Origin of the sequence: Pseudoalteromonas sp. SM9913 (assembly GCF_000184065.1) — a bacterium.
Classification (GTDB): Bacteria; Pseudomonadota; Gammaproteobacteria; order Enterobacterales; family Alteromonadaceae; genus Pseudoalteromonas; species Pseudoalteromonas tetraodonis.
Map to the genome: position 1 here is coordinate 65,258 of NC_014803.1, position 21,430 is coordinate 86,687.

Consider the following 21,430-nt stretch of genomic DNA (forward strand, 5'->3'; position numbering starts at 1 on the left):
TAGGATAGCGATGTGGCTTTATTTTGACGTAAATTTGTACAATGAATTTGCGTTGAACATTTTAATTTCACCAATTATCGCGATACAAGAATCCGTAATTGGTCTCAAACACTTTATGGAGTGGGTTGTGGGTAAGACATTTAGTTACGATGCGCTAGATGATGATTTTGTTGAAGACGAATACGAAATGGTCGGGCGTAATCAACACGACAAGAAAAAGCAAAAGGTGAAAAGAAAGTTAGAGGATTACCTTGAGCAAAAACGCTTGCGTAAAAACCTAGGTGAAGATGACTTAAACGATTATATTGATTAGGTTGTCGCTAGTACAAATCAGTGCCGACATATTAGCTTTTAACTGCTACTTAGTTAGTATTTAGAGCTCTGTGGGTTGGTAATAAAGAGGCTTTATGCCTCTTTATAATTTTTAAGCCTCAAACTTTAGCTGCGAGCAATGCTTTTTCAATTACTTTTTCTAGTTTTTCAGGTTTAGTAAAGGGCGCGTAGCGCTTAATCGGTGAGCCATCTGCATTAATCAAAAATTTTGTGAAGTTCCACTTAATTTTTCGTGTCAAAAACCCCGGCAATACAGATTTTAAATAGCGAAAAACCGAATGTGTATGCTGACCATTAACGTTCACTTTTTCTGCGATTAAAAAACTAACTCCGTAATTTATTAAACAACCTTGTGCTATTTGATTCGCGTCTCCGGGTTCTTGCTGGCCAAATTGGTTACACGGGAAACCTATAATGACTAAACCTTGGCTGGCATACTTTTCGTGTAATGCTTGCAATGACTCGTATTGATAGGTGAATCCACACTCACTTGCGGTATTTACTATTAACACAACTTTACCTACAAACTCTTTAAAATCGATAGGTTGGCCTTGCAGGCTAGTAGCACTTAGTTGATGAAATGGGTGCATATTATTAAGCTATTATTTGTTTATTTGGCATAGTCTAACCTTTGCTTGGTGATTAACAAAGTCGAAATAGTGAACACTGCTATGGCGTTACTGTTAATTTAAAATCAAAAATAACCCCATACCAGCAAGTGTGGTTAGGTAAATATTATGTGTTTTGTAAGCAACTATAATGGCTACAATCGCTGCGCTTAAATAAGGGTTTTGCCAATTTAGATTAATGCCACCATCATTTATAAATACAATCGGCACCCAAATCGCTGTTAGAACCGCAGGTGCACTGAAGCTCAAAAACTGCTGCATTTTAGGCCCTACTTTAAATGGTAGCGCGCGGTGTAAGAATAAATAACGGGTAAAAAAGGTAATACATGCCATAAGTAAAATAGTCGTCATCATGATTTAGCGTCCTTATTTTTTACTATTCTAGTTACAGTGTAACCTGCACTCATTGCTAATAGTGCTGAGCATACCAACCACAGCTCAAAGCCTGTGCTTTTTAATAAAGTGGCACAGATCCCTGCAACAATGACCGTGACAAGAGTGGCTAAATTTTTAACTCCTGGGATAACCAAAGCAATAAAGGTTGCAGCAATCGCAAAGTCGAGTCCTAAATTGGTTAGATCAGGGAGCATAGTGCCGGCTACAATACCGATAAGTGTCCAAATATTCCAAGCAATGTAAAAGCTAAAGCCTGCGCTGAGCGCGTAAATTAGGCGCGTTTGAGTCTGGTAGGCGCGAGGGTGATGCGAAAAAGCAAATAGTTCATCAGTTAAGACAAAGCTGACTGGAAGGCGCCAACGCATGGGTTGCTCAATCACTTTGTGACGAACCGCCAAGCCATATAAAAAATGGCGAGAGCTAATAATAAACGTGGTAAATAAAATGGTTAATAGAGGGGTATTACCAGCAATGAGCTCAATTGCAACCAGCTGCGCCGAGCCTGCAAATACCAGTAGCGACATGGCTTGAGTTTCAAAAGGGGTAAAGCCATTTTGTATTGCCAACGAGCCACATAAAATCCCCCAAGGAATAACGGCTAAACATAATGGCAGCATATCTAAAAAGCCTTTTAGTATCGGTTTTTTAATGGACTGCATGTGTTTTACTCTGCGCACTGGTAGAAAGACTCATTAGGATACCTTAATATTAAGATGCTAAAATAGTTAGCGTTTTAGATGATACTGTTTTTTAGGGAAGGTGCAATGTTCAAGGTAAAAGTGTGGGATGGCTTTTTAAGAAGCTTTCATTGGTTATTAGTATTGAGTATTGCTGCGCTTTATTTTAGTGCTGAAGAGGGCATGATAGAGCTACATTTTGTGGTTGGCTTTTTTACTTTAGCGCTTATCTCAACGCGGATTATATGGGGTCTTATAGGCAGTAAAACGGCAAGAATATCGGCATTACTGCATTCTCCTAAGTCGGTGCTTGCTTCTTTTAGTGGCAAAAAAATAAATGATGTGGGCCATTCTGCACCAGGTAGTTATATGGTGTTATTATTTTTTATACTGATTATTACGCAACTGGTTAGTGGTTTAATGAGCAGTGATGGCATTTTAACTGATGGCCCGTTAGCGCAGTATGTATCGAGTGATACGATTGATTTTGCCAACTGGCTGCACCATATCAATTTTGATATTTTATTTTATGCGATTATTTTGCATGTTGTGGCTATTATTGCTTACAAAATTAAAGGCAAGCCTTTAGTAAAAGCAATGATCACCGGCAATAAAGCACTGCCAACACAAAGCTCAGAGCCTGAGACAAAGTCACCATGGATTGCATGGTTTTTATTGTTACTATTACTGATTTTATTAATGAGTACTTGGGGAAGTGAGCCTTTAAGTTATCTGCTTAGTTAAAAAAATGGCGCTAATACAGCGCCATTTTTATTGTTTAATACACAGAATTTATTAGTCTTTGAATTGCTTATGGCAATCTTTACAGCCTTTAGCCCATGCACCAAATGCTTTACCAATGACCGCTTTGTCACCTGTTTGAGCTGCTACAGCAAGTTCATCAGCATATTGCTGAAACGCTGTCGCTTTTTTCATAAAAGTATCGTTTTCAGACCATACCGCAGGAAGTGCTGATGTATCGCCTTTTTCAGTGCCTGCGTAAAAGGCCTCCCAAGGCATTTTAGATAATGCCGCCGCGTTATTTGCACGCTGTTTGAATTGCTCTGCATCAAAAGGAATTTTACCCTTAAGCATGGCACCCATATCGCCTATTTGAACTGAAATCATAGAAAATGCAGCTTGGCGATACTCAATTGCATCACTCGGCTCTTTAAATGCAGAATTTGCAGATACACTAAGTGCGCATGTAGATAGTAATGCCCCGATAAATACTTGCTTCAATTTCACTTTACTCTACTCCTTTGAGGGTTCTTTAATTATCTTTGTATATTAGCTTAGGCTTTAGTTCAAGGGAAAGCATAGATTATTACTTTGATATTATTAACGGGATTTTAATCGGGCTGATATTATTTTACGGTTTATTGTGAATGTTTGTAAATGCAGTGTTGCTGCTTGTTGTTTGGTTGTGTACATTCAGGTGTCATAAAAATAACCAATGAAGAGCATTTATGAAAAATAATATTTTTAAGCTGTCAGCGTTGTCTGCAGCGATAGTAATTTCGCTATCAGGGTGTGGTGGAAGCGATAATGATAATAACAATACAGTTCCAGTTGTTACTGATGTAGCACCAAAAGCGAGTGATGTTGTCGTTACTGATTTAAAACAATGGGTTCCAGTTACTGCAGACTTTAAAGCAAGTGATAATGATGGTGACGCACTTACTTTTAGTTTTACTGAAAATGGCGAGGCAATTACCGCGCAAGATGGTGTCTTTAAGTTTAGCCATGGTATGTTAACAGTAGAGGGTACTTCGTTTACATATGTGCCTGTTTCTGGTGAAGATGCGGTTATTGATTACACAGTAACTGCAAACGGTAAAACGGCCTCTGCGAAAATTAATATCTCAGGAATTATTGGAGATCCTCTTGCAAATCAGCAGTGGCACCTAAACAATACAGGTCAGAAAGCTTACTCGCTTAGTGATGAGATGAAACAAGGCTTAATTGATTTGTACGTTAGTTTATTTGGCGATACAGAAGAAGAAGCACAAGCCGATGTCAACGCTAGCTTTGCTCAATCAGAAGCGACAGAGCTTGTAGCTGGTGAAGATATGAATGTTGTTGATGCTTATGCTCAAGGTGTTACTGGGGCAGGTGCAACGGCAGTTGTGATCGATTCGGGTATGGAAATCCGCCATGAAGATTTAATCGATAATGTATTACCAAACCGCTCTTTAAACCTAAATGCTGATGCGACTGACCGTACAGATCCTACTAGTATGTCAAACAGTGGTGATCATGGTACAAGTGTTGCTGGTTTGATTGCTGCAAAAGGTTGGAATGGTAAAGGTGGCCGTGGCGTTGCTCCTGATGCTGGTTTAATTGGTATGAATTATCTTGGTGGTGCTAAAATCCCACAAACTGAGTTAATGGTGCATGGTTTCCCTGGAAGCGGCATTAGCACAACAGAAAATATTTCTGCGTTTAACCGTAGTTATGGCATAACTTTCCCAACATTTATTGCATATTCAGAATTAGATGAAGCTATTGAGTCATACCCAAACCTAAACCTGCGAGATGGTAAGGGGGCACTTAATATGAAATCGAGTGGTAACTCTTTTGTTGATGGCGGTGATGAAGGCTCACTATGTGAAGATAATGGAGCTAATGACTTAGGTTTAACGTGTTATAACGGTGCGTTTGAGCCAAGCCAAGGCCATCCTTACTATCTAAGTGTTGCTGCTGTAAATGCAAATGGTAAGCACACTAGCTACTCAACAGCAGGTGCTAACTTAATGGTTTCAGCGCCAGCTGGTGAATATGGTCGTTGGGCACCTGCAATGGTAACAACGGATCAGATGACATGTATCAACGGTTACTCAGGCTTTAATAGTGGTGCTGTTGCAAGCTTTACTCAGAGATATGGAGAAGAGTTTGCCATAAGCCAGTTCCCATTTAACTATCCTGGTAATGAAGATAACGCAAGTTGTAACTATACATCTACATTTAACGGTACATCGTCTGCTGCGCCAAATGCATCAGGTGTAGTATCACTTATTCTTTCGGCTAATCCTGAACTAACTTGGCGTGATGTGCGTCATATATTAGCGTCAACAAGTACATTAATTGACGCTGAAAATGCCCCTGTAAAATTAACTACCGCAGATGGTGAGTTTGTTGCACATGATGGTTGGGTTGAAAATGCCGCTGGTTATAGCTTTAATAACTTATATGGCTTTGGGCGTGTAGATGCAGGTGCAGCGGTTGCAATGGCTAAGTCTTATGACGCTTCATTAGGTGAGCAAGTAATCACGGATTGGAATGGTGTTGGTTCAGCCGTTTCTGAGAGTGCACTAGCATTAGAAATTCCTGATAACAGTGCTACAGGTTTAACGCAAGAAATTGTAGTTACAGAAGAATTAAACATTGAGGCAATGCAATTTAAATTTGATGTAAGCAACCCTGAAATGGGCTTCGGCCTAGCTGATGGTACTCAAACATCTGCTGGTAATGATTTAGCTATTGAGGTTACTTCGCCAGCGGGTACTCGAAGTGTATTACTTTCATCTAAACAAGCTTTGTTTTACCCTGCATATAGCTTCACGAATAGCTGGAGTGTAGGTTATGTACTTAAAGACGCTGTGATGCTTTCAAATGCTTTCTACGGAGAGTCTACGAAAGGTACTTGGACTGTTCGTTTGTTAGATACAAGCGCAGATAGCTTTGCATTTAGTCGAGGCTCAAATAATTCTCTAGGTGTTACTGGTATTAGTAATAATAACTCAGCAAGTGTACTTGAAGGTGTATCTCTTCGTGCATTTGGTCACGCAGGTCAAGAGTAAGGATTATAAAGATGAAAATTAAACAATTAATCGTATTGGGTGCTGCTGCGTGTATTTCGTTTGGGGCAACAGCAAACACTAGCTCAGATAAAGAGCTTCAGCTTCCTAAGAAACAAGTAGCTAAATTAAAGTTTGATAAAGCGGATTTTGGTTCTTACAAAATTGAAAAGAACTTACGTTTAGTGCCTTCGAGTGTTGCTTCAGAAGAGCATGTCGTTATGCAAAAAGGTGAGATGACAGTAGTAAGCGTAGATAAATCGTCTGATGTGGTCACAAAAGGAACATTAGTTCGTAATATTTTTACTAATAACCTAACGTCACTATCAGGTAATATTACTATTCTTTTAAAAGATGGTATGAGTGCAAGCGATGTTGCTTCGGCTGCAGGTTTGAAGGTCGTATCTTTATTCCCAGGCACTAAAATTGCTGTTTTAGCTGTAAATGATGGTCAAGATATTTTAGTTGCATCAAAGCAGCTAAAAGAATCTGGTTTGATTAAAGAAGCTAAAATAGAAGTGTTAGAAACTATTTACACTGCACAGTAATCTGTTTTAAATAAGTAAAACCCCGAGTAGCACGATTGACTCGGGGTTTTTTATTATTCGTTTATATCTATATCTGCGAAAATCATCCCTCGACGCATACTGCGCGTTGCCAAAAACACCTCACCGAGTAATGACATAAATGCACATATCAGTAATGCCATTGCACCAACAAAACAGCTGCCAATAGTGACACCTAAATTAATTGACTGTATGTGAGATAAAAATAACAGCATAACCACGGCGCAAACTAATAGTGCACTTAATACACTTAAACTAAATGCAATGTGTATGCAGCGAGAGCGCTTAAGGAGTGCTCTAAGCTCTGTAGTCAGAGACAAGTTAAATTCTTCATCGGTGCTAACTTTTAATTTTCGCTCTAACTGTCTGGCTCTGTCTGTAATTCGCGCCAAGCGATTAGATAAAACCCCGAGCGTTGCTGCAATACCAGTAATTAAAAAAACGGGTGCAACCGCTGTTTGAATGACTTTAGCCATTGTTAAAATGTTAATTACGTCGTTGTTCATTTTTATCCTTATTAATTAGCAGCATGAAGAGGCTATATAATGCTACTTCGTTATTGTTAGGATAACTGAAGTCATAAACATATAAAAAGAATTTCTAGGCTCTCTTTTTACATAGCTTCACAAACTAAATCTCCGTGCTATTAAATATTAGGTATATTTAATAAAAATAAAAACTACAGAGATTCCAATCAATGAAACACACCCCATTTGTTCTTACTTTTATATCCTTAGCTATTTTAGGGGGATGTAATAAAGCCCCTGATGTTGAGCAATCAGCAAAGGTTGAAAATGTAGCTGCTCAAACCGAAGTCATGCCGCCGGTTGCTAAAAAAGTGCCATATGAAATGACAATCCATGGCGACACTCGCATCGATGATTATTACTGGATGCGTGATGATGAGCGAAAAGATCCTGAGGTACTTAGTTACCTTGAGGCTGAAAATGCTTATACAGATGCAATGCTTGCGCATACAAAAACGTTACAAACTAGGTTATTTGAAGAGCTAAAAGGGCGAATTCAAAAAGACGATGATTCAGTGCCAGTTAAAAACGGTGACTATTATTATTCATCACAAACTCGCGGTGATAACGAATACGCAACTTATGTACGTAGTAGTGATTTTGCAGGCACTGACCAGCAGGTTATTTTAGATGTAAACGAGCTAGCTAAGGAACATGATTATTATGCCGTAAGTGGTTTAGATGTAAGTCCAAACGGCAATTTAATGGCATATGGTGAAGATACCGTAAGTCGTCGTATTTATAATATAAAAATAAAAGACTTAAGCACTGGTAAATTACTCGAAGATACGCTTAAAGGTACGAATGGCAGTGTTGTTTGGGCAAACGACAACAAAACGCTTTATTACATAAAAAAAGATTTACAAACTTTACTAGGTTACCAAGTTTATCGTCATACGCTCGGTACCCCACAGGCTGAAGATGAACTCGTTTATGAAGAAACAGATACCAGTTATTACATGGGTATTAGCAAAAGCAAAGACGATTCAGAAATTTATATCTGGCACAGCAGTACAACTGCGTCAGGTGTATCGGTTTTAAGTGCTGATGATGTTAAAGCTATGCCAAAACGCTTGATTGAACGTGAAGCGGATCTGGAGTATGGAATTTCTAAGCTGGGTAATACTTACTACATTGTCACTAATTTAAACGCAGTCAACTTTCAGTTAATGAAAGTAGATATTGATAAAGCTGGCGATAAAGCTAATTGGCAAACGGTGATCCCCGCTCGCGATAATATAAAATTAGAAGGCATCGACTTATTTAACGATTACTTAGTGTATCAGCAGCGTGAAATGGGTCAGTCGACTATTATTGCTCGTAACTTAACCACGGGTAAAGAGATACCGCTTAGCTTTAACGACAGTGCTTATACAATTAGCACCTACGGTAACAATGATTTAAATAGCGATACATTACGTGTGTATTATACCAGTATGACAACACCCGCTTCATCGTATGATGTTAATTTAGCTACTGGCAATAAAACATTACTTAAACAACAAAAAGTACTCGGTGATTTTAGTGCAGATAACTACGCATCAGAGCGAATTTTTGTCACTGCACGAGATGGTATTAAAGTACCGGTAAGCCTAGTCTATCGCAAAGACATGTTTAAAAAAGAGGGAACTAATCCGCTGCTACAATATGGTTATGGCTCGTATGGCGCGACCATGGATCCTACCTTTTCTAGCGCTCGCTTAAGTTTGCTCGATCGGGGTTTTGTATTTGCCATTGCGCATATTCGCGGTTCACAAATGCTAGGTCGCCCTTGGTATGAGGACGGTAAACTACTGACTAAAAAGAACACCTTTAACGACTTTGTAGATGTTACCAAGGCATTGGTTGAGCAAAAGTATGGTGCAAAAGATAAAATATTTGCTCAAGGTGGCAGTGCGGGTGGCTTGTTAATGGGCGCAGTGGCAAACCAAGCTCCTGAGTTGTATAAAGGTATGGTGGCTGCGGTTCCATTTGTTGATGTAGTGACCACGATGCTTGATGCAAGTATTCCACTTACAACCAACGAATACGGTGAGTGGGGTAACCCTAATGAGAAAGAATACTATGAGTATATGTTATCGTATTCACCTTATGATCAGGTCAGTAAGCAAGATTACCCAAATATGTTAGTTACTACTGGCTTACATGATTCACAGGTACAATATTTTGAGCCTGCAAAGTGGGTGGCTAAGCTGCGAGATTACAAAACAGATGATAACAAGCTACTGTTTAAAATCGATATGGAAGCAGGGCACGGAGGTGCATCAGGTCGCTTCAAACGCTTAGAAGATACTGCATTAAATTATGCTTTTATGCTTGATTTAGCGGGTGTGAATAAGTAACTGGTCTGGCAATATCAATAAGCGCAGCTATTTGCTGCGCTTTTTTATTTTTAAATATACACAAATGCTTTGCATTGGATAAATAAGCATTTACATTAAGGTGGCTAATGAGTGTGAATATTATTTTAGCGCAAAATAAAAACGAGAAGGGAGAGTGTAATGGAACAAAATCAAGAGATTAAAGTCGTCAATAAAGATGACCGCACATGGGCAATGCTATGTCATTTAAGTGCATTAGCGGGGTTTATTGTGCCATTTGGGTCGGTACTCGGCCCTCTTATTATCTGGTTAATTAAAAAAGATGAAATGCCAATTGTTGATATACATGGCAAAAAAGCCCTTAATTTTCAAATTACTATGGCTATAGCTTATTTTGTTTGTTTTTTACTAATTTTTGCAGCGGTTGGTTTACTACTGTTACCTATGGTGGCTATTTTTTCATTTGTGATGGTGGTTATCGCAAGCGTGAAAGCCAACGATGGCAAAGAGTTTAATTATCCCCTTAGCTTAAATTTGATAAAATAACTGTTTTTATTATTCGGTGAATTGGTTTTAAGTTAAAAAGTCGTTCAAACCCAGCTAATTGCTGGGTTTAGTTTTTAGCCATAAGGGAAAGATGCTCTATATAACATTATTTTTTACAGCATTTATATCTGCCACGTTATTACCTAGCTCCTCTGAAGTATTGATGGGTGGCATGATCATGCAAGGCAATACTAACTTATGGCTAATTTGGTTCGCAGCAACCTTGGGTAATGTACTAGGCAGTTGTGTTAACTATTGGTTAGGGACGCAGGCATTGCGTTTTAAAGATAAAAAATGGTTTCCAGTGTCTGAAAAAGGGCTTAAAAAAGCACAACAGCAGTTTAATAAATATGGTGTTTATAGCCTGTTGTTTGCTTGGCTGCCCATCGTTGGCGACCCACTAACCGTTATTGGCGGCGTGTTTAAAGTTCGCTTTACTACATTTTTAGTGCTGGTAACGCTCGGCAAGGGGTTACGTTATTTAGCGGTAATAGCCCTTGCCGTTGGATTATTTGTGCCAGTCGAGGGTTAAAGAAACCGAATCGGCAAAGCGCAACGCATGAGGTTTATCTACTCGAGCCTTAGCATAATTAACACTTGGGTGTGAGTGGCAAACAGCAAGAATTTCAGCAACTAGTTTTTCTAACAATAAAAAGTGTCCTTGCTCCACTAAGCTAATCACCTCTTTAGTAATCACTTTGTAGTTAAGTGCTTGGTCTACTTCATCTGTTTCACAAGCTTGATCAGCAGGGTAGTGAATTTCAAGGTTAATGACCACATCTTGTTTTTTTTCACGCTCATCAGGATTAAAACCAATAAATGTGCGTAGTCGTAAATTAGTTACATTAATAATTGCGTTTGCCATACATTATCCTTTGATCAGCTGTAAAAACTCATTACGTGTTTTCGGATCGGCTCTAAAGTTTCCTAGCATTACCGAGGTACGCATGCTTGAGTTTTGCTTTTCTACACCACGCATCATCATACACATGTGTTTTGCTTCAACAATTACCCCCACACCTTTTGCACCGGTTACTTCCTCAACCGCTTTTGCAATTTGATGGGTAAGCTGTTCTTGAATTTGAAAACGACGCGAAAACATATCAACAATACGCGCAAACTTAGATAAGCCTAATACTTTGCCATCAGGGATATAAGCAATATGACAGCGGCCAATAAAAGGGAGTAAATGATGTTCACACATAGAGTAAAGCTCGATGTCTTGTATCAATACCATGTCGTCAGCGTCAGAGGTGAATACCGCATTGTTAGTGATTTCGTTAAGCGTTTGACGATATCCTTGAGTAAGGTACTCCATCGCTTTTGCAGCGCGTTTTGGGGTATCAAGTAACCCTTCACGTTCAGCGTCTTCACCTACAGCAGTTATAATTTTTTGATAGCTTTCTTTTAATTCGTTATGCATAAGTTTCTCAGTTTTATTAGGACTTACTTAAGATGGCGACCACCATCAACAGGTAAAGCACGCCCTGTGATGTAATGGCTGTTCAGTAGTAGGTCTATACTATTAATAATTTCTTGGCATCCAGGTTCGATACCCATTAATGATTTTTTTAAAGTTTTAGCGCGATACTGCTCATCATCATGTTGGTTAAAAATAATTAATGATGGTGCGACTGAATTTACTTTTATGTTAGGTGCATATTTAGCACTAAATGATTTAGTTAAGTTATCCAGTGCGGCTTTACTGGCCGCATAAGCAAGATGCTTTGGACTGCCTGTTTCCACTACATAATCAGTCAAATGAATAATGTCAGCGGGTTTAGCATGCGACGCCTGATAATTTAATAGTAAATCTGCGCAGTGTAAGTTTACCAAGTACGGTGTTTTTGCATGAATGCGCATCATATTGTCAAACAGCTGCTCAAAGTGGGGGTTGTTAGCTTCACAGTCCCAGCTTGATGCATTATGAATAACCGCCCTGAGTGAGTCAGTGTGTGATTTAAGCAACGTAATAAAAGTATTAATGCCCTCATCAGTACTAAAGTCAGCATAAAGACAGGTAACTCCTTGTTGTTCCAACGAATCAACAGCCTCATGACGGGTCCGATAAGTAATAATGACCGCTTGCCCTTGGGCTATAAAGTGCTTTGCCAGCGCAAGCCCTATACGTTGTGCTGCACCAGTAATCAAAATAGGGGGTGTCATAAAATATAAAACTCTCTGTTGGCAAGCGTTAAGGTTAACTTTTAAAAATTTAAGCCACTTATTTTCACGTCATGTTTACGTAAAATACAAGCGGCTCGATCAGTTAAATCACGCTTATAATATTGATTTAAAAAGCATCGTATATTGTTGGAATAGGCTGGCGCTTATGTTGCGTGCGCTGGTAAATTGCAATTAGCGTTTCTTCTACATGACTTGAAACTGCTTTACCTTCTAAAAAGTCATCAATTTCTTCATAACTTAAGCCAAGTGCTTCTTCGTCTGTTAGTCCAGGTCTATCACTTTCTAAATCTGCTGTTGGTGCTTTCTCAACTAAAAGCGCAGGCGCACCCAATGTGGTTGCTAATGCGCGAACTTGGCGTTTTGATAGGCCAAATAAAGGAGCCAAATCGCATGCACCATCACCAAATTTAGTGTAAAAACCCGTAATATTTTCAGCACTATGATCGGTACCGACCACTAAGCCTTGGCAAAAGCCGGCTATTTCATATTGCGCAATCATGCGTTGACGTGCTTTGACATTACCTTTAATAAAATCGATTTTATCTTGCGAAGGGAGTGTTTGTTCGGTACCCGCGAGAGTTGCCATTGTCTGCTCATGCAGAGCATCGGTTGCGGGTTTAATGTTTACTGTCATGCGGGTGCTCGGCTTAATGAAATCAACCGCCATTTGCGCTTCACTTTCATCAGCTTGAACGCCATAAGGTAGGCGTACAGCAATAAATTGATAATGAGTGTCAGGGTGTTCTTGGTTTAGCTCATCAATAGCAAGTTGACACAAACGGCCACAGGTCGATGAATCTACACCACCACTGATCCCTAGTACAAGTGAGGTTGAATATGCCGCTTTTAAACGTGCTTTAATAAAATCCACTCGGCGTTTAATTTCAGCGTTTACATCAATCGAAGGCTGAACTTTCATTTCAGCCATAATCTCGGCGCGCATGGCCCGCTCCTTTAGTTAAATAATTTTTACGCTCTACATAGAGCAACTATTATGTGATTTCATATTTATGAATTAAAGCCCTAAGTGAGCTTTTATTTGTTTAAGCTGGACTTTTAGCTCATCAATTTCTGCAAGTAAGTCATTTAGCTCAGTGTTTTTTATATCATCAGTGTGTGTTTGTGCCTCAAGTGAAGCCTCGTTCACAGATGATTGATCTGCAAATAAATGAATATATCGACAATCCCGTTTACCTGATTCGCGCGGCAGCTTTTTAACATGATTGCTTTGAATTAGTTGTTCAAGTGACTTTTCAACATCATCAATACGAGCAAAGTCGGCAAGGCGGCTACTGCGTGTTTTTAATTCGCCAGGTGTTTGTGCGCCTCGCAATAATAATAAACAAATAATCGCCCTTTGCTGTTGATCAAATTGCAGGTGACTAAACTCAGTATTACAAAAACGATGATCGTATTTATTAACTCGCCCAGACAGCCCTTCATTTACAGTGACTAATCGCATACTGATTAATTCATCAACGGTTGTTTGAACTTGCTCTTCTGTATAATTAACAACTGGCGCGCGATTCGATTTTTGATTACAGGCATTTGTTAATGCATTTAACGATAAAGGGTAGTGCTCAGGTGTTGTGCTTTGTTTTTCTAATAAACAACCAATAACGCGTTGTTGCTCCATTGATAATTGCAATTGCATACCTTATCTCACCTAATAAATTCTATTTTTAGCTTACACTGTTATTTGCTTGTAAGCCATTGCTGGAGCTTAGAATGAAGAGTTGTGGCATTGAGGGGTTTAGTTAAATAATCATCCATACCAGTGGCTAAACATTTGTCTTTATCACCCTGCATTGCGTTTGCGGTAAGCGCTATTATTGTTATGTTTTTATTTACCTTACCTGCTTTGCCTTCTCTGATGGCAATAGTTGCTTGGTAGCCATCCATCGTAGGCATTTGGCAATCCATTAATATTAATTGATAAGTGTTAGCTGGGTTTTGATTCAACTTTTCAACTGCCTCAGCACCATTTTCAGCAATCTCAAATGTCACGTTCAACTGTTTTAAAAAAGCAGCGGTAACAACTTGGTTAATTTTATTATCTTCTACTAATAAAACATGCGCCGCCAGTGTATCTGTCATAACCTCAGTGGCAGCAAGCGACTTTAGTTGTGTATCAACGTGTGTTTGCTCGATAGTGCTTTTTGCAGTCAGCGCATTTTGTAAATCAAAAGGGGTGAGTGGTTTAAATACGAGGGTTTCTTCGGTTAATGGTAAGGTCGCGTTTTTATTTGTATAACTCATGGGAGCCATAATAATTAAATGGCTGTTACTTTTTATTAAAAACTGCTTAAGTGCGAGTGCTTGAGCTTCGTATAATGGTTCAAATAAAGCACTGTCAACGAGCACAATGTTTGGTGGGGTATCTTCATGGCTATTAATGTAGTCACTTATAGACAGGTAATCGCAAATCGTGCTGACCTTGCCCCCCCAGCGAGTTAATTGTTTTTTGGCAATAGTGGTATTGAGTAAGCAATCATCAATAACCCAAATACGCTTATTTTTAATTGCTTGATATGCTTCGTGCTGTTGAACTAATTGAGGGATTATCTTTATAAAAAAGGAAAATGTACTGCCTTTATTTGGTGTACTGCTCACATTCACTTCGCCACTCATGAGCTCACAAAGCTGCTTTACAATAGCAAGACCCAGGCCTGTGCCACCATATTGGCGTGTGGTTGATGTGTCTGCTTGAGTAAATGAGTCAAATAAATGGGGCTGTTTCTCTGCGCTGATTCCTATACCTGAGTCAGCGATTGCACATTCTAAAACTGTGGCGTCAAGTGTGTGGGTTATTTTAGCGGTTACCAATATTTCACCGTTTTGGGTGAATTTAACGGCATTACCAATTAAGTTACTTAAAATTTGACGTAATCTATTCGGATCGCTAATAAATTCGCTGCTAGTGATATGTGTTGCATCCAAAATTAACGTGGTGTTATTTTGTTCGGCTTTTAATGCAAATGACTCAACCACTTCACCCAGTAAGCGAGGTAAATTAAATTGAATATTTTCAATGTCTAACTTGCCAGCCTCTATTTTAGAAAAGTCTAAAATATCATTAATAATTCCTAATAATGACTCTGCAGATGATTGCGCAAGTTTAATATGATGCTTTTGTTGTTGATCTAATTGGGTTGCTTTAACAATATTAAGCATTCCCAACACCCCATTCATGGGTGTGCGAATTTCATGGCTCATACTGGCTAAAAACTCACTTTTTGCAATCACAGCTTGTTCTGCGGCTTCTTTTGCCTTGACTAGTTGTGCCTCTGTTTCTATACGTTGTTGGCTAGAGTAAAGGCTGCCAATTAAAGCCCCTACAGCAATTAAAAAGCTTTCTTCATTATGGCTCCATGTTCTAACTATATCTTGCTCAGCACAAACTATTCCAATAGAGCCACTGCTTGCAGGAATAAGAACACACAGCATCGTCTTGACTGAAAACGGTTGAAGGTAGCTTTCTTTGATAGGGGCTAAGTAGGGATGTTGTTGAGCATCATCAACACAAAATATCGCTTTTCGTTCTATTGCGGTAAAAAAGTCAGGAATAGTTTCTTGCAGCCACGGAATATTATTTTCGCTACCTGAACGATTAAAACTCGCAAATTGAATTAGCTGGGTTCTTTGTTGATTAAACAATTTTATACTGGCGCAGTTTACCTCAAGGGCTTGGCAAATAGACTGCGTGATTAATTCTTTAGATTGGCTTAGTTTGCCATTTAATATTTCATCACTCACCGTTAAGGAGGCCAAGGTTTCGTTAAAACGAGCAATTTTGCGATTTTCTAATTCTACTTTTTTACGGGCATCAATATTTTGTAATGAACCAAATATTCTTACACAACGGCCATTTTTATGTTCAGCTTCACCGTGAACAAGTGCCCATACAGGCTGACCATTTGCATTGATCACTTCAAGCTCAGTTTCGTAACTTTCACCATGCTTAATTGCTCTTTCAACCAGTTTAGCGATTTTTTCTCTACTTTCACCTTCTTTAAAATAGTTTAAATTTTCTGACCATTTTGGTTGCTCATCTAATGGGTATTCAAATATTTTTTTAGTCATATCTGACCAAAACACGTGTTTTTTTTCTAAGTTAAACGACCATGCACCGACTTGTGCTAAATTACTCATCACCTCAAGCATTCTTTCGCTTTCTTGTTCACGGTTGAGTATTTTTAGATAAAACAAAAAGGCAGAAATGAGCAAGCCTAACACGGTTAAAATAATGAACCGTAAAGGCCAGATCGAAGAACTCACTGGTTGCCAGCCTTGCTTGGGTATAACATAAAGCTGCCAAACACCTCCTTGAAAGTTTAAAGTAAATTCTAGAGGGTCTTGATCAGTAATAGAGGGGCCACCGAAAAAAAACTCACCTTGCTTACCTAATCCATTACGTCCTTGTATTGCTATATTATAATTTTGCTGTAGTTCAATAATCCCCGAGTTTTCATAAACTTTTTCTATATCGAGTACCACTGAGAGCAATCCCCAAAAGGCGTTATTTTCTGGCAAGTATACTGGTACGCGCGCAATCAAGGCTTCGCTGCCTTGGATAAGCTGAAGTGGACCTGCCATCACGATCGTATTCGTGTCTCTTGCTTTAATGGCATCTTCGCGCTGTGCTTTATTTTCCAAAAAATTAAGACCTATCGCTTTTTCGTTACCTTTAAGCGGATGGGTCATTTTTATTACCATGCCTGGCGCCGCGCCAATGTTACGTAGCTCATTTGAGGTTTCAAAAAGTGGGGCTGCAATTTGTTCAAAGCGAGTTTGATCTAAGTTTGGCTCAGCGGCAACAGCAATAGCTAAGCCACGAATGAGTTGAATATTAGACACTAATACAGCTTCAAGTTGTGCTCTATAGGTACTTACCTGCGACAGAGTGCGTAATCGATAAGCATCTTTCTCACGGTGATAATTGACGTGATCAAGCACCAAGCTGATAGTGATTATCAACACCAGCGATAATAAAAAAGTCAGCTTAGCGTTATTAATTCGGGTGCGTTTGTTTTTGCGCTGCGGGGACATAGAATGTAATTAAGTTGTTAATCAAGACAGGCTAACTATAGTCAATTTATCGAAGAAATAAAAATGGCGCAGTTAAAAATGCGCCATTTTATTTTTATAATTAGTAGTTTAGGTGTGGTTATGAGTCGCTAACTTCGCGCGCCCAATGCTGTTGCTTTGCAACGTGTAATTTGCGGTAACCATCAAGAAGTGCTGCATGCTTTTTAAAACCCTCAAGCGATAAGCCTGGGAAAGTTAAGCCGTTAAATAATTTACGACCTTCAGCAATTTCAATAGCAAGCGTGACATTGTCGCTACCAAACATTAAACCTAATGCATCTTGATAACTTGCATATTCGCGCTCGTCATCATATTTAATTTCAAGGATTGCTTTTAAGCAACGAAAGTGACGCATCGCTTCGTCGTTTACTTGGCCGGTATGCAAAATCCAATCAACCCAGTCAATAGCTTCTTCATTACCCGCCGCTAAGCATAAATGTGCTTTAAGCTCACCAATGCGTAGTGTGTGCCAAGGTGTATCGGCGTCGGTTGCTAAGCCAATGAATTCAGCTGCGCGAATAATATCGCTGTGGCCTGCTTCTTCGAGGTTGTCGTAAATTTCCATCCATTGTTCGCTATCGTACTGATCAAGCGATAAGAAGTCTTCACGGAATTTAGCGCCTTCATTATTGTTGCGCCAAATTAACTCATCTACTGGATAAATGTCTGACATACCAGGAACTAAAATACGACATGCATACACGTTTAAGTGGGTGTAATCCATAATATATATATCGTGACCCATGCTATGAATTAAATCAGTACAGAAGTTGTATTCTTGCTCAGTTGAACCACTAAAGTCCCAATGTACAAATTCAAAATCTGCTTCAGAGCGGAAAAAGTCATGTGAAATTAAACCGCTTGAATCAATAAAGTGCAGTTCAATGTTCTCAGGAGTAGCGACTTCGTCGTTATCAAATGTAGCAGGTTGGAATACGTCTAGTTGATCTAGGCGACGACCTTGCAGTAATTCAGTAACGGTACGCTCTAGCGCTACTTCAAATGAAGGGTGGGCACCAAAAGAAGCAAATACTGACCCATCAACAGGGTTTATAAGCGTGACACTCATTACTGGGTATTTACCGCCTAGTGATGCATCCGCAATGCGTAAATGGAAGCCATGGCTACGCAGCTCTTCACAAGCTTCATGAATTTTAGGGTATTGTTTTACCACCTCTTCAGGCACGATTGGCAAGCTGATACCTTCGGCAATAATGCGGTTTTTAATAGCGCGCTCAAATACTTCAGATAATCCCTGAACACGGGCTTCAAATTTAGTATTACCGGCACTCATACCATTAGAAACAAAAATATTACCAATCACATTCACCGGAATGTAAATGTCTTGGTTGTCGCGCTGACGAGTGTACGGTACAGAACAAATACCACGTTCGAAATTGCCAGAGTTAAAGTCATAAAGGTGTGATGCGGTTAATTCACGCTCTGGGTCAAAATAATCCCATAAGCTCTCATCCATAATACCCTGTGGTATTTCATCGTTTTCAACTTTAAACCATTTCTCGTTTGGATAATGAGTAAAGTCATCATTGGCAAATTCTTCGCCTAAGTAAAAATCAGCAAAAAAGTAGTTACAGCTTAAACGCTCAAAATATTCACCTAGCGCAGAGGCAATAGAGGCTTTATCAGTGGCACCTTTACCATTAGTAAACATCACACCGCAGTCGCTATCTTTTATATGAACTGAATAACAGTTTGCTACAGGGTTAAGCCACAGCGCTTCTTCAATATTAATATTTAGCGCTTTTAGCTTGTTTTGCATGGTAGAGATAGACGATTCTAAATCGCGGTCTTTACCTTTAATAAATGTTTTTTCAGTCATTTTTATCTCAACTAGGTCTGCACAATACATGAACTGTGTATTATCGTGGATTTTGATGTTTATTTCACCCTTTACCCGCTTTTCGTAGCGTTTTTAATAGAACGATTATGAATATATGCTAATAATAGTTTATTGAAATAGTTAAAGGGTATGTTTATGTTTAAAGTAATCAAACGGTTGCTATTGGTTGTTGTGGTTTTAGCACTCGCCAGTACTGCAATTGTTTACGGCGTTTTGACCTTAAGTTTGCCAGCCCTTGATGGTAAAGGCCGAAGCGATGCGGTAACACAGCCCGTTAAAGTCGCTCGTGATACGCTTGGCCAAGCCGTTATTACTGCAACTACTCGTCATGAGGCTGCCTATGGCTTAGGGTATGCGCATGGGCAAGACCGCTTTTTTCAAATGGATTTATTACGTCGTAATGCGGCCGGTGAGCTAAGCGAACTATTTGGTGAAGCCGCGCTTGGGCTTGATAAAAAAATGCGTTTTCACCAATTACGTAAACGCAGCCAAGCTATTTTAAAAACCCTCCCGAAGGCCGACAAACAGCTGCTACGCAGTTATGCCCAAGGTGTAAATGAAGGCCTTGCACAAGTAGGGTACCCAAGTTTTGAATATTTAATCACAGGGGCCGAGCAAAAGCCTTGGCAAAGTGAAGACAGTTTATTAGTTATTTTTAGCATGTACCTTGATTTACAGTCATCTACATTTGAGCGCGACCAAGCTTTAATTCAAATAGAGCAGCAGTACGGTGCTGAAATGGTAAGTTTTTTAACTCAGCCTAGCCAATATCAAGCCGCATTGGATGGCAGTCAGCTCGCTCTTTTGAATAACCCAATCCCCGAGCTTTTATCGCAACCAATCACCGCGATTAAACCCATTACCGCTAACTTAGAAGTGGGTAGTAATAATTGGGCGGTCACCTCAAATTTAACCAACACTCAGGCTGCGATGCTCTCTGATGATATGCATTTATCAATGGCTGTGCCGGTTATTTGGTATCGAGCCCAATTAAACTATTCATTAAATAATAAACCCATGCAGGTAACGGGTGTCTCGCTTCCGGGAGCGCCGGCGATTGTAGTAGGCACAAATAACAACGTTGCATGGGGGTTTACCAACGGGTATTTAGATACCGCCGATTGGATTGCGCTTAATAGCGATAGCAAAATGTGGCAAGTAGATGAGCCTATTGCATTACCCAGTGGCAAAGTAGAAAGTTACTCTCTTACGCTCAGTGAATACGGTCCGGTAAAATACATTAATGAAAAGCCTTATGCACTGAGCTGGGCTGCACATTAACCATACGCCGTTAATATGCAGCTATTACAGCTTGAGCAAGCACAGAGTGTTGATGATGCGCTTGATATTGCAAGTGACGTAGGCATTCCTGTGCAAAACCTGCTGGTGGTCGATGACCAAGGAAATGCAGCATGGAAAAATATGGGCGGCATACCTGCGCGAACAACACCTAGTGAATTAGCCGTAAAAGAAGAAGATTACTCCGCGCTTTGGCAGCAAAACGAAATCGATCGACCTTTTATTAAAAATCCTGAAAACGGGCGATTGTGGACAGGTAATTCTCGAGTGGTATCTGCTGATGATAACGTCCGTTTTGGTAATGGCGGCTATGCGCTTGGAGCACGTGCAACGCAAATTCGCGATAGGTTATTTGAAAAACAACGCTTTAATGAAAGTGATTTTTATCAGTTGCAGTTAGATAACCAAGCACGATTTTTAATGCCTTGGCATGCCTTATTGCTTGAGCAGTTAAAAAAGCAGCCCACGCGCTATAAAGATCATATAAATGCCCTCGAAAACTGGCAGCAATGCGCTTGCCCGCAATCAATAGGGTATACCTTAGTAAAAACGTATCGTGATGAACTGATTAATATTTTATTTAGCAGTATTGAGACAACACTCAACCAGCAAGATGGCACATTAAAATATGTGAAACGTGATTTAGAGCCTGCTGTTTGGCAGTTAATAAAGGCTCAGCCAACAAGTTGGGTTAATCCGCAGTTTACTAATTGGGAGCAGCAATTACAGGGCGCATTTGAGCAAACACTCACGCAGTTAACATCAAGGTTTGGTAGTAACATACAAAACTGGCAGTGGGGAAAAGTAAACGAATTAGCGATTGAGCACCCGTTTGCTAAACAAATGCCCATACTAAGTAAGTTACTTAACATGCCAACAGCGCCCGGGTTTGGTGACAGTTATATGCCAGCGGTGCAAAAACGTAGTTTTGGCGCATCACAGCGTTTTATTGTTCAGCCTGGGCACTTAAAGAATGCTATTTTAACGATTCCGGGTGGGCAATCAGGGCACCCACTTTCTGAATTTTACCGAGCTGGTTTTGATGAATATGTAAAAGGCAAGCACACGCCATTATTACCGCAAGCATTAATGCATCAAATTGAAATTGCACCAATGAACGACTAGCCTTGGATGCAAAGTGAGCTAAATAAGTAGTAATAACGTTTTATAACCCAGATAAAGCAATTATAGGAAAACAAA

The 21,430-nt window shown here is 39.6% G+C and carries 19 protein-coding genes and 1 pseudogene; 8 read left to right on the plus strand and 12 right to left on the minus strand.

Annotation, left to right across the window (positions count from 1 at the left end; all coding sequences use genetic code 11):
• The first annotated feature begins 127 nt into the window (after window positions 1-127).
• The gene (locus tag PSM_RS00310) at window positions 128-313 is read left to right on the plus strand and encodes a PA3496 family putative envelope integrity protein (protein ID WP_008108975.1); all 186 of its coding nucleotides are present in this window, start codon (window positions 128-130) and stop codon (window positions 311-313) included.
• A 118-nt stretch (window positions 314-431) separates the two neighbouring features.
• Here PSM_RS00310 and PSM_RS00315 read toward each other — a convergent pair whose 3' ends face one another.
• From PSM_RS00315 to PSM_RS00325, 3 genes are all read right to left on the minus strand, one after another.
• Window positions 432-923 carry a glutathione peroxidase gene (locus PSM_RS00315; RefSeq protein ID WP_013463695.1) on the minus strand — a complete coding sequence of 164 codons (492 nt, stop codon included), beginning with the start codon at window positions 921-923 and terminating at the stop codon, window positions 432-434.
• Between the two features lie 93 nt (window positions 924-1,016).
• The gene (locus PSM_RS00320) at window positions 1,017-1,316 is read right to left on the minus strand and encodes an AzlD domain-containing protein (protein WP_016900234.1); all 300 of its coding nucleotides are present in this window, start codon (window positions 1,314-1,316) and stop codon (window positions 1,017-1,019) included.
• Window positions 1,313-2,017, minus strand: a complete 705-nt coding sequence (locus PSM_RS00325) for an AzlC family ABC transporter permease (protein ID WP_013463697.1) — start codon at window positions 2,015-2,017, stop codon at window positions 1,313-1,315. The genes PSM_RS00320 and PSM_RS00325 overlap by 4 nt, the downstream gene beginning before the upstream one ends.
• A 105-nt stretch (window positions 2,018-2,122) precedes the next feature.
• Here PSM_RS00325 and PSM_RS00330 point away from each other — a divergent pair, with 105 nt between their 5' ends.
• Window positions 2,123-2,779, plus strand: a complete 657-nt coding sequence (locus tag PSM_RS00330; RefSeq protein WP_013463698.1) for a cytochrome b/b6 domain-containing protein — start codon at window positions 2,123-2,125, stop codon at window positions 2,777-2,779.
• A gap of 51 nt (window positions 2,780-2,830) precedes the next feature.
• Here the strand turns inward: PSM_RS00330 and PSM_RS00335 are convergent, their stop codons facing one another.
• Entirely contained in the window at window positions 2,831-3,283 is a 453-nt protein-coding gene (locus PSM_RS00335) for a c-type cytochrome (RefSeq protein WP_013463699.1), read from the minus strand.
• Window positions 3,284-3,504: 221 nt separating this feature from the next.
• On the opposite strand from PSM_RS00335, the gene PSM_RS00340 reads away from it, so the two are divergent.
• On the plus strand, window positions 3,505-5,838 hold the full coding sequence (locus tag PSM_RS00340; protein ID WP_013463700.1) for a S8 family serine peptidase: 2,334 nt from the start codon (window positions 3,505-3,507) through the stop codon (window positions 5,836-5,838).
• 11 nt (window positions 5,839-5,849) lie between these two features.
• Window positions 5,850-6,383 carry a hypothetical protein gene (locus tag PSM_RS00345; protein WP_013463701.1) on the plus strand — a complete coding sequence of 178 codons (534 nt, stop codon included), beginning with the start codon at window positions 5,850-5,852 and terminating at the stop codon, window positions 6,381-6,383.
• A 53-nt stretch (window positions 6,384-6,436) separates the two neighbouring features.
• Here PSM_RS00345 and PSM_RS00350 read toward each other — a convergent pair whose 3' ends face one another.
• Window positions 6,437-6,907: a DUF2721 domain-containing protein gene (locus PSM_RS00350; RefSeq protein WP_013463702.1), complete on the minus strand. Its 471-nt coding sequence runs from the start codon at window positions 6,905-6,907 to the stop codon at window positions 6,437-6,439.
• A gap of 191 nt (window positions 6,908-7,098) precedes the next feature.
• Here PSM_RS00350 and PSM_RS00355 point away from each other — a divergent pair, with 191 nt between their 5' ends.
• From PSM_RS00355 to PSM_RS00365, 3 genes are all read left to right on the plus strand, one after another.
• Complete coding sequence (locus PSM_RS00355) at window positions 7,099-9,270, plus strand: S9 family peptidase (RefSeq protein ID WP_013463703.1); 2,172 nt, start codon at window positions 7,099-7,101, stop codon at window positions 9,268-9,270.
• A 159-nt stretch (window positions 9,271-9,429) separates the two neighbouring features.
• Window positions 9,430-9,795 carry a DUF4870 domain-containing protein gene (locus PSM_RS00360; protein ID WP_010392586.1) on the plus strand — a complete coding sequence of 122 codons (366 nt, stop codon included), beginning with the start codon at window positions 9,430-9,432 and terminating at the stop codon, window positions 9,793-9,795.
• Between the two features lie 91 nt (window positions 9,796-9,886).
• Window positions 9,887-10,327, plus strand: a complete 441-nt coding sequence (locus PSM_RS00365) for a YqaA family protein (RefSeq protein ID WP_013463704.1) — start codon at window positions 9,887-9,889, stop codon at window positions 10,325-10,327.
• On the opposite strand, the gene folX is transcribed toward PSM_RS00365, so the two are convergent.
• The 7 genes from folX to ycaO all read right to left on the minus strand — a co-directional run bounded on the left by folX (window position 10,304) and on the right by ycaO (window position 18,910).
• Window positions 10,304-10,660 carry a dihydroneopterin triphosphate 2'-epimerase gene (folX, locus tag PSM_RS00370; protein WP_013463705.1) on the minus strand — a complete coding sequence of 119 codons (357 nt, stop codon included), beginning with the start codon at window positions 10,658-10,660 and terminating at the stop codon, window positions 10,304-10,306. The genes PSM_RS00365 and folX overlap by 24 nt on opposite strands.
• A 3-nt stretch (window positions 10,661-10,663) precedes the next feature.
• Window positions 10,664-11,218, minus strand: coding sequence for a GTP cyclohydrolase I FolE (folE, locus tag PSM_RS00375; RefSeq protein WP_008108996.1), 555 nt, complete (start codon window positions 11,216-11,218; stop codon window positions 10,664-10,666).
• 23 nt (window positions 11,219-11,241) lie between these two features.
• Complete coding sequence (folM, locus tag PSM_RS00380; protein ID WP_013463706.1) at window positions 11,242-11,961, minus strand: dihydromonapterin reductase; 720 nt, start codon at window positions 11,959-11,961, stop codon at window positions 11,242-11,244.
• A 127-nt stretch (window positions 11,962-12,088) separates the two neighbouring features.
• A complete protein-coding gene (gene nadE, locus PSM_RS00385; protein WP_013463707.1) occupies window positions 12,089-12,925 on the minus strand; it encodes an ammonia-dependent NAD(+) synthetase in 837 nt (278 codons plus the stop codon).
• Window positions 12,926-12,997: 72 nt separating this feature from the next.
• On the minus strand, window positions 12,998-13,630 hold the full coding sequence (locus PSM_RS00390; RefSeq protein WP_028834876.1) for a YceH family protein: 633 nt from the start codon (window positions 13,628-13,630) through the stop codon (window positions 12,998-13,000).
• Between the two features lie 47 nt (window positions 13,631-13,677).
• Window positions 13,678-17,031 (minus strand): ATP-binding protein, encoded by a 3,354-nt coding sequence (locus PSM_RS00395; protein ID WP_013463709.1) that lies wholly within the window; start codon window positions 17,029-17,031, stop codon window positions 13,678-13,680.
• 118 nt (window positions 17,032-17,149) lie between these two features.
• Window positions 17,150-18,910 carry a 30S ribosomal protein S12 methylthiotransferase accessory factor YcaO gene (gene ycaO / locus PSM_RS00400; protein WP_013463710.1) on the minus strand — a complete coding sequence of 587 codons (1,761 nt, stop codon included), beginning with the start codon at window positions 18,908-18,910 and terminating at the stop codon, window positions 17,150-17,152.
• Between the two features lie 156 nt (window positions 18,911-19,066).
• On the opposite strand from ycaO, the pseudogene PSM_RS00405 reads away from it, so the two are divergent.
• Window positions 19,067-21,355 (plus strand): annotated as a pseudogene (locus PSM_RS00405) (penicillin acylase family protein).
• The last annotated feature ends 75 nt before the right edge of the window (window positions 21,356-21,430 follow it).

Coding starts and splice junctions, on each gene's coding strand:
- PSM_RS00350 (WP_013463702.1), bottom strand. CDS start 6,907: ATGAACAACGACGTAATTAACATTTTAACAATGGCTAAAGTCATTCAA.
- nadE (WP_013463707.1), bottom strand. CDS start 12,925: ATGCGCGCCGAGATTATGGCTGAAATGAAAGTTCAGCCTTCGATTGAT.
- folX (WP_013463705.1), bottom strand. CDS start 10,660: ATGGCAAACGCAATTATTAATGTAACTAATTTACGACTACGCACATTT.
- PSM_RS00315 (WP_013463695.1), bottom strand. CDS start 923: ATGCACCCATTTCATCAACTAAGTGCTACTAGCCTGCAAGGCCAACCT.
- PSM_RS00365 (WP_013463704.1), top strand. CDS start 9,887: ATGCTCTATATAACATTATTTTTTACAGCATTTATATCTGCCACGTTA.
- ycaO (WP_013463710.1), bottom strand. CDS start 18,910: ATGACTGAAAAAACATTTATTAAAGGTAAAGACCGCGATTTAGAATCG.
- PSM_RS00340 (WP_013463700.1), top strand. CDS start 3,505: ATGAAAAATAATATTTTTAAGCTGTCAGCGTTGTCTGCAGCGATAGTA.
- PSM_RS00320 (WP_016900234.1), bottom strand. CDS start 1,316: ATGATGACGACTATTTTACTTATGGCATGTATTACCTTTTTTACCCGT.
- folM (WP_013463706.1), bottom strand. CDS start 11,961: ATGACACCCCCTATTTTGATTACTGGTGCAGCACAACGTATAGGGCTT.
- PSM_RS00330 (WP_013463698.1), top strand. CDS start 2,123: ATGTTCAAGGTAAAAGTGTGGGATGGCTTTTTAAGAAGCTTTCATTGG.
- PSM_RS00360 (WP_010392586.1), top strand. CDS start 9,430: ATGGAACAAAATCAAGAGATTAAAGTCGTCAATAAAGATGACCGCACA.
- folE (WP_008108996.1), bottom strand. CDS start 11,218: ATGCATAACGAATTAAAAGAAAGCTATCAAAAAATTATAACTGCTGTA.
- PSM_RS00345 (WP_013463701.1), top strand. CDS start 5,850: ATGAAAATTAAACAATTAATCGTATTGGGTGCTGCTGCGTGTATTTCG.
- PSM_RS00395 (WP_013463709.1), bottom strand. CDS start 17,031: ATGTCCCCGCAGCGCAAAAACAAACGCACCCGAATTAATAACGCTAAG.
- PSM_RS00355 (WP_013463703.1), top strand. CDS start 7,099: ATGAAACACACCCCATTTGTTCTTACTTTTATATCCTTAGCTATTTTA.
- PSM_RS00325 (WP_013463697.1), bottom strand. CDS start 2,017: ATGCAGTCCATTAAAAAACCGATACTAAAAGGCTTTTTAGATATGCTG.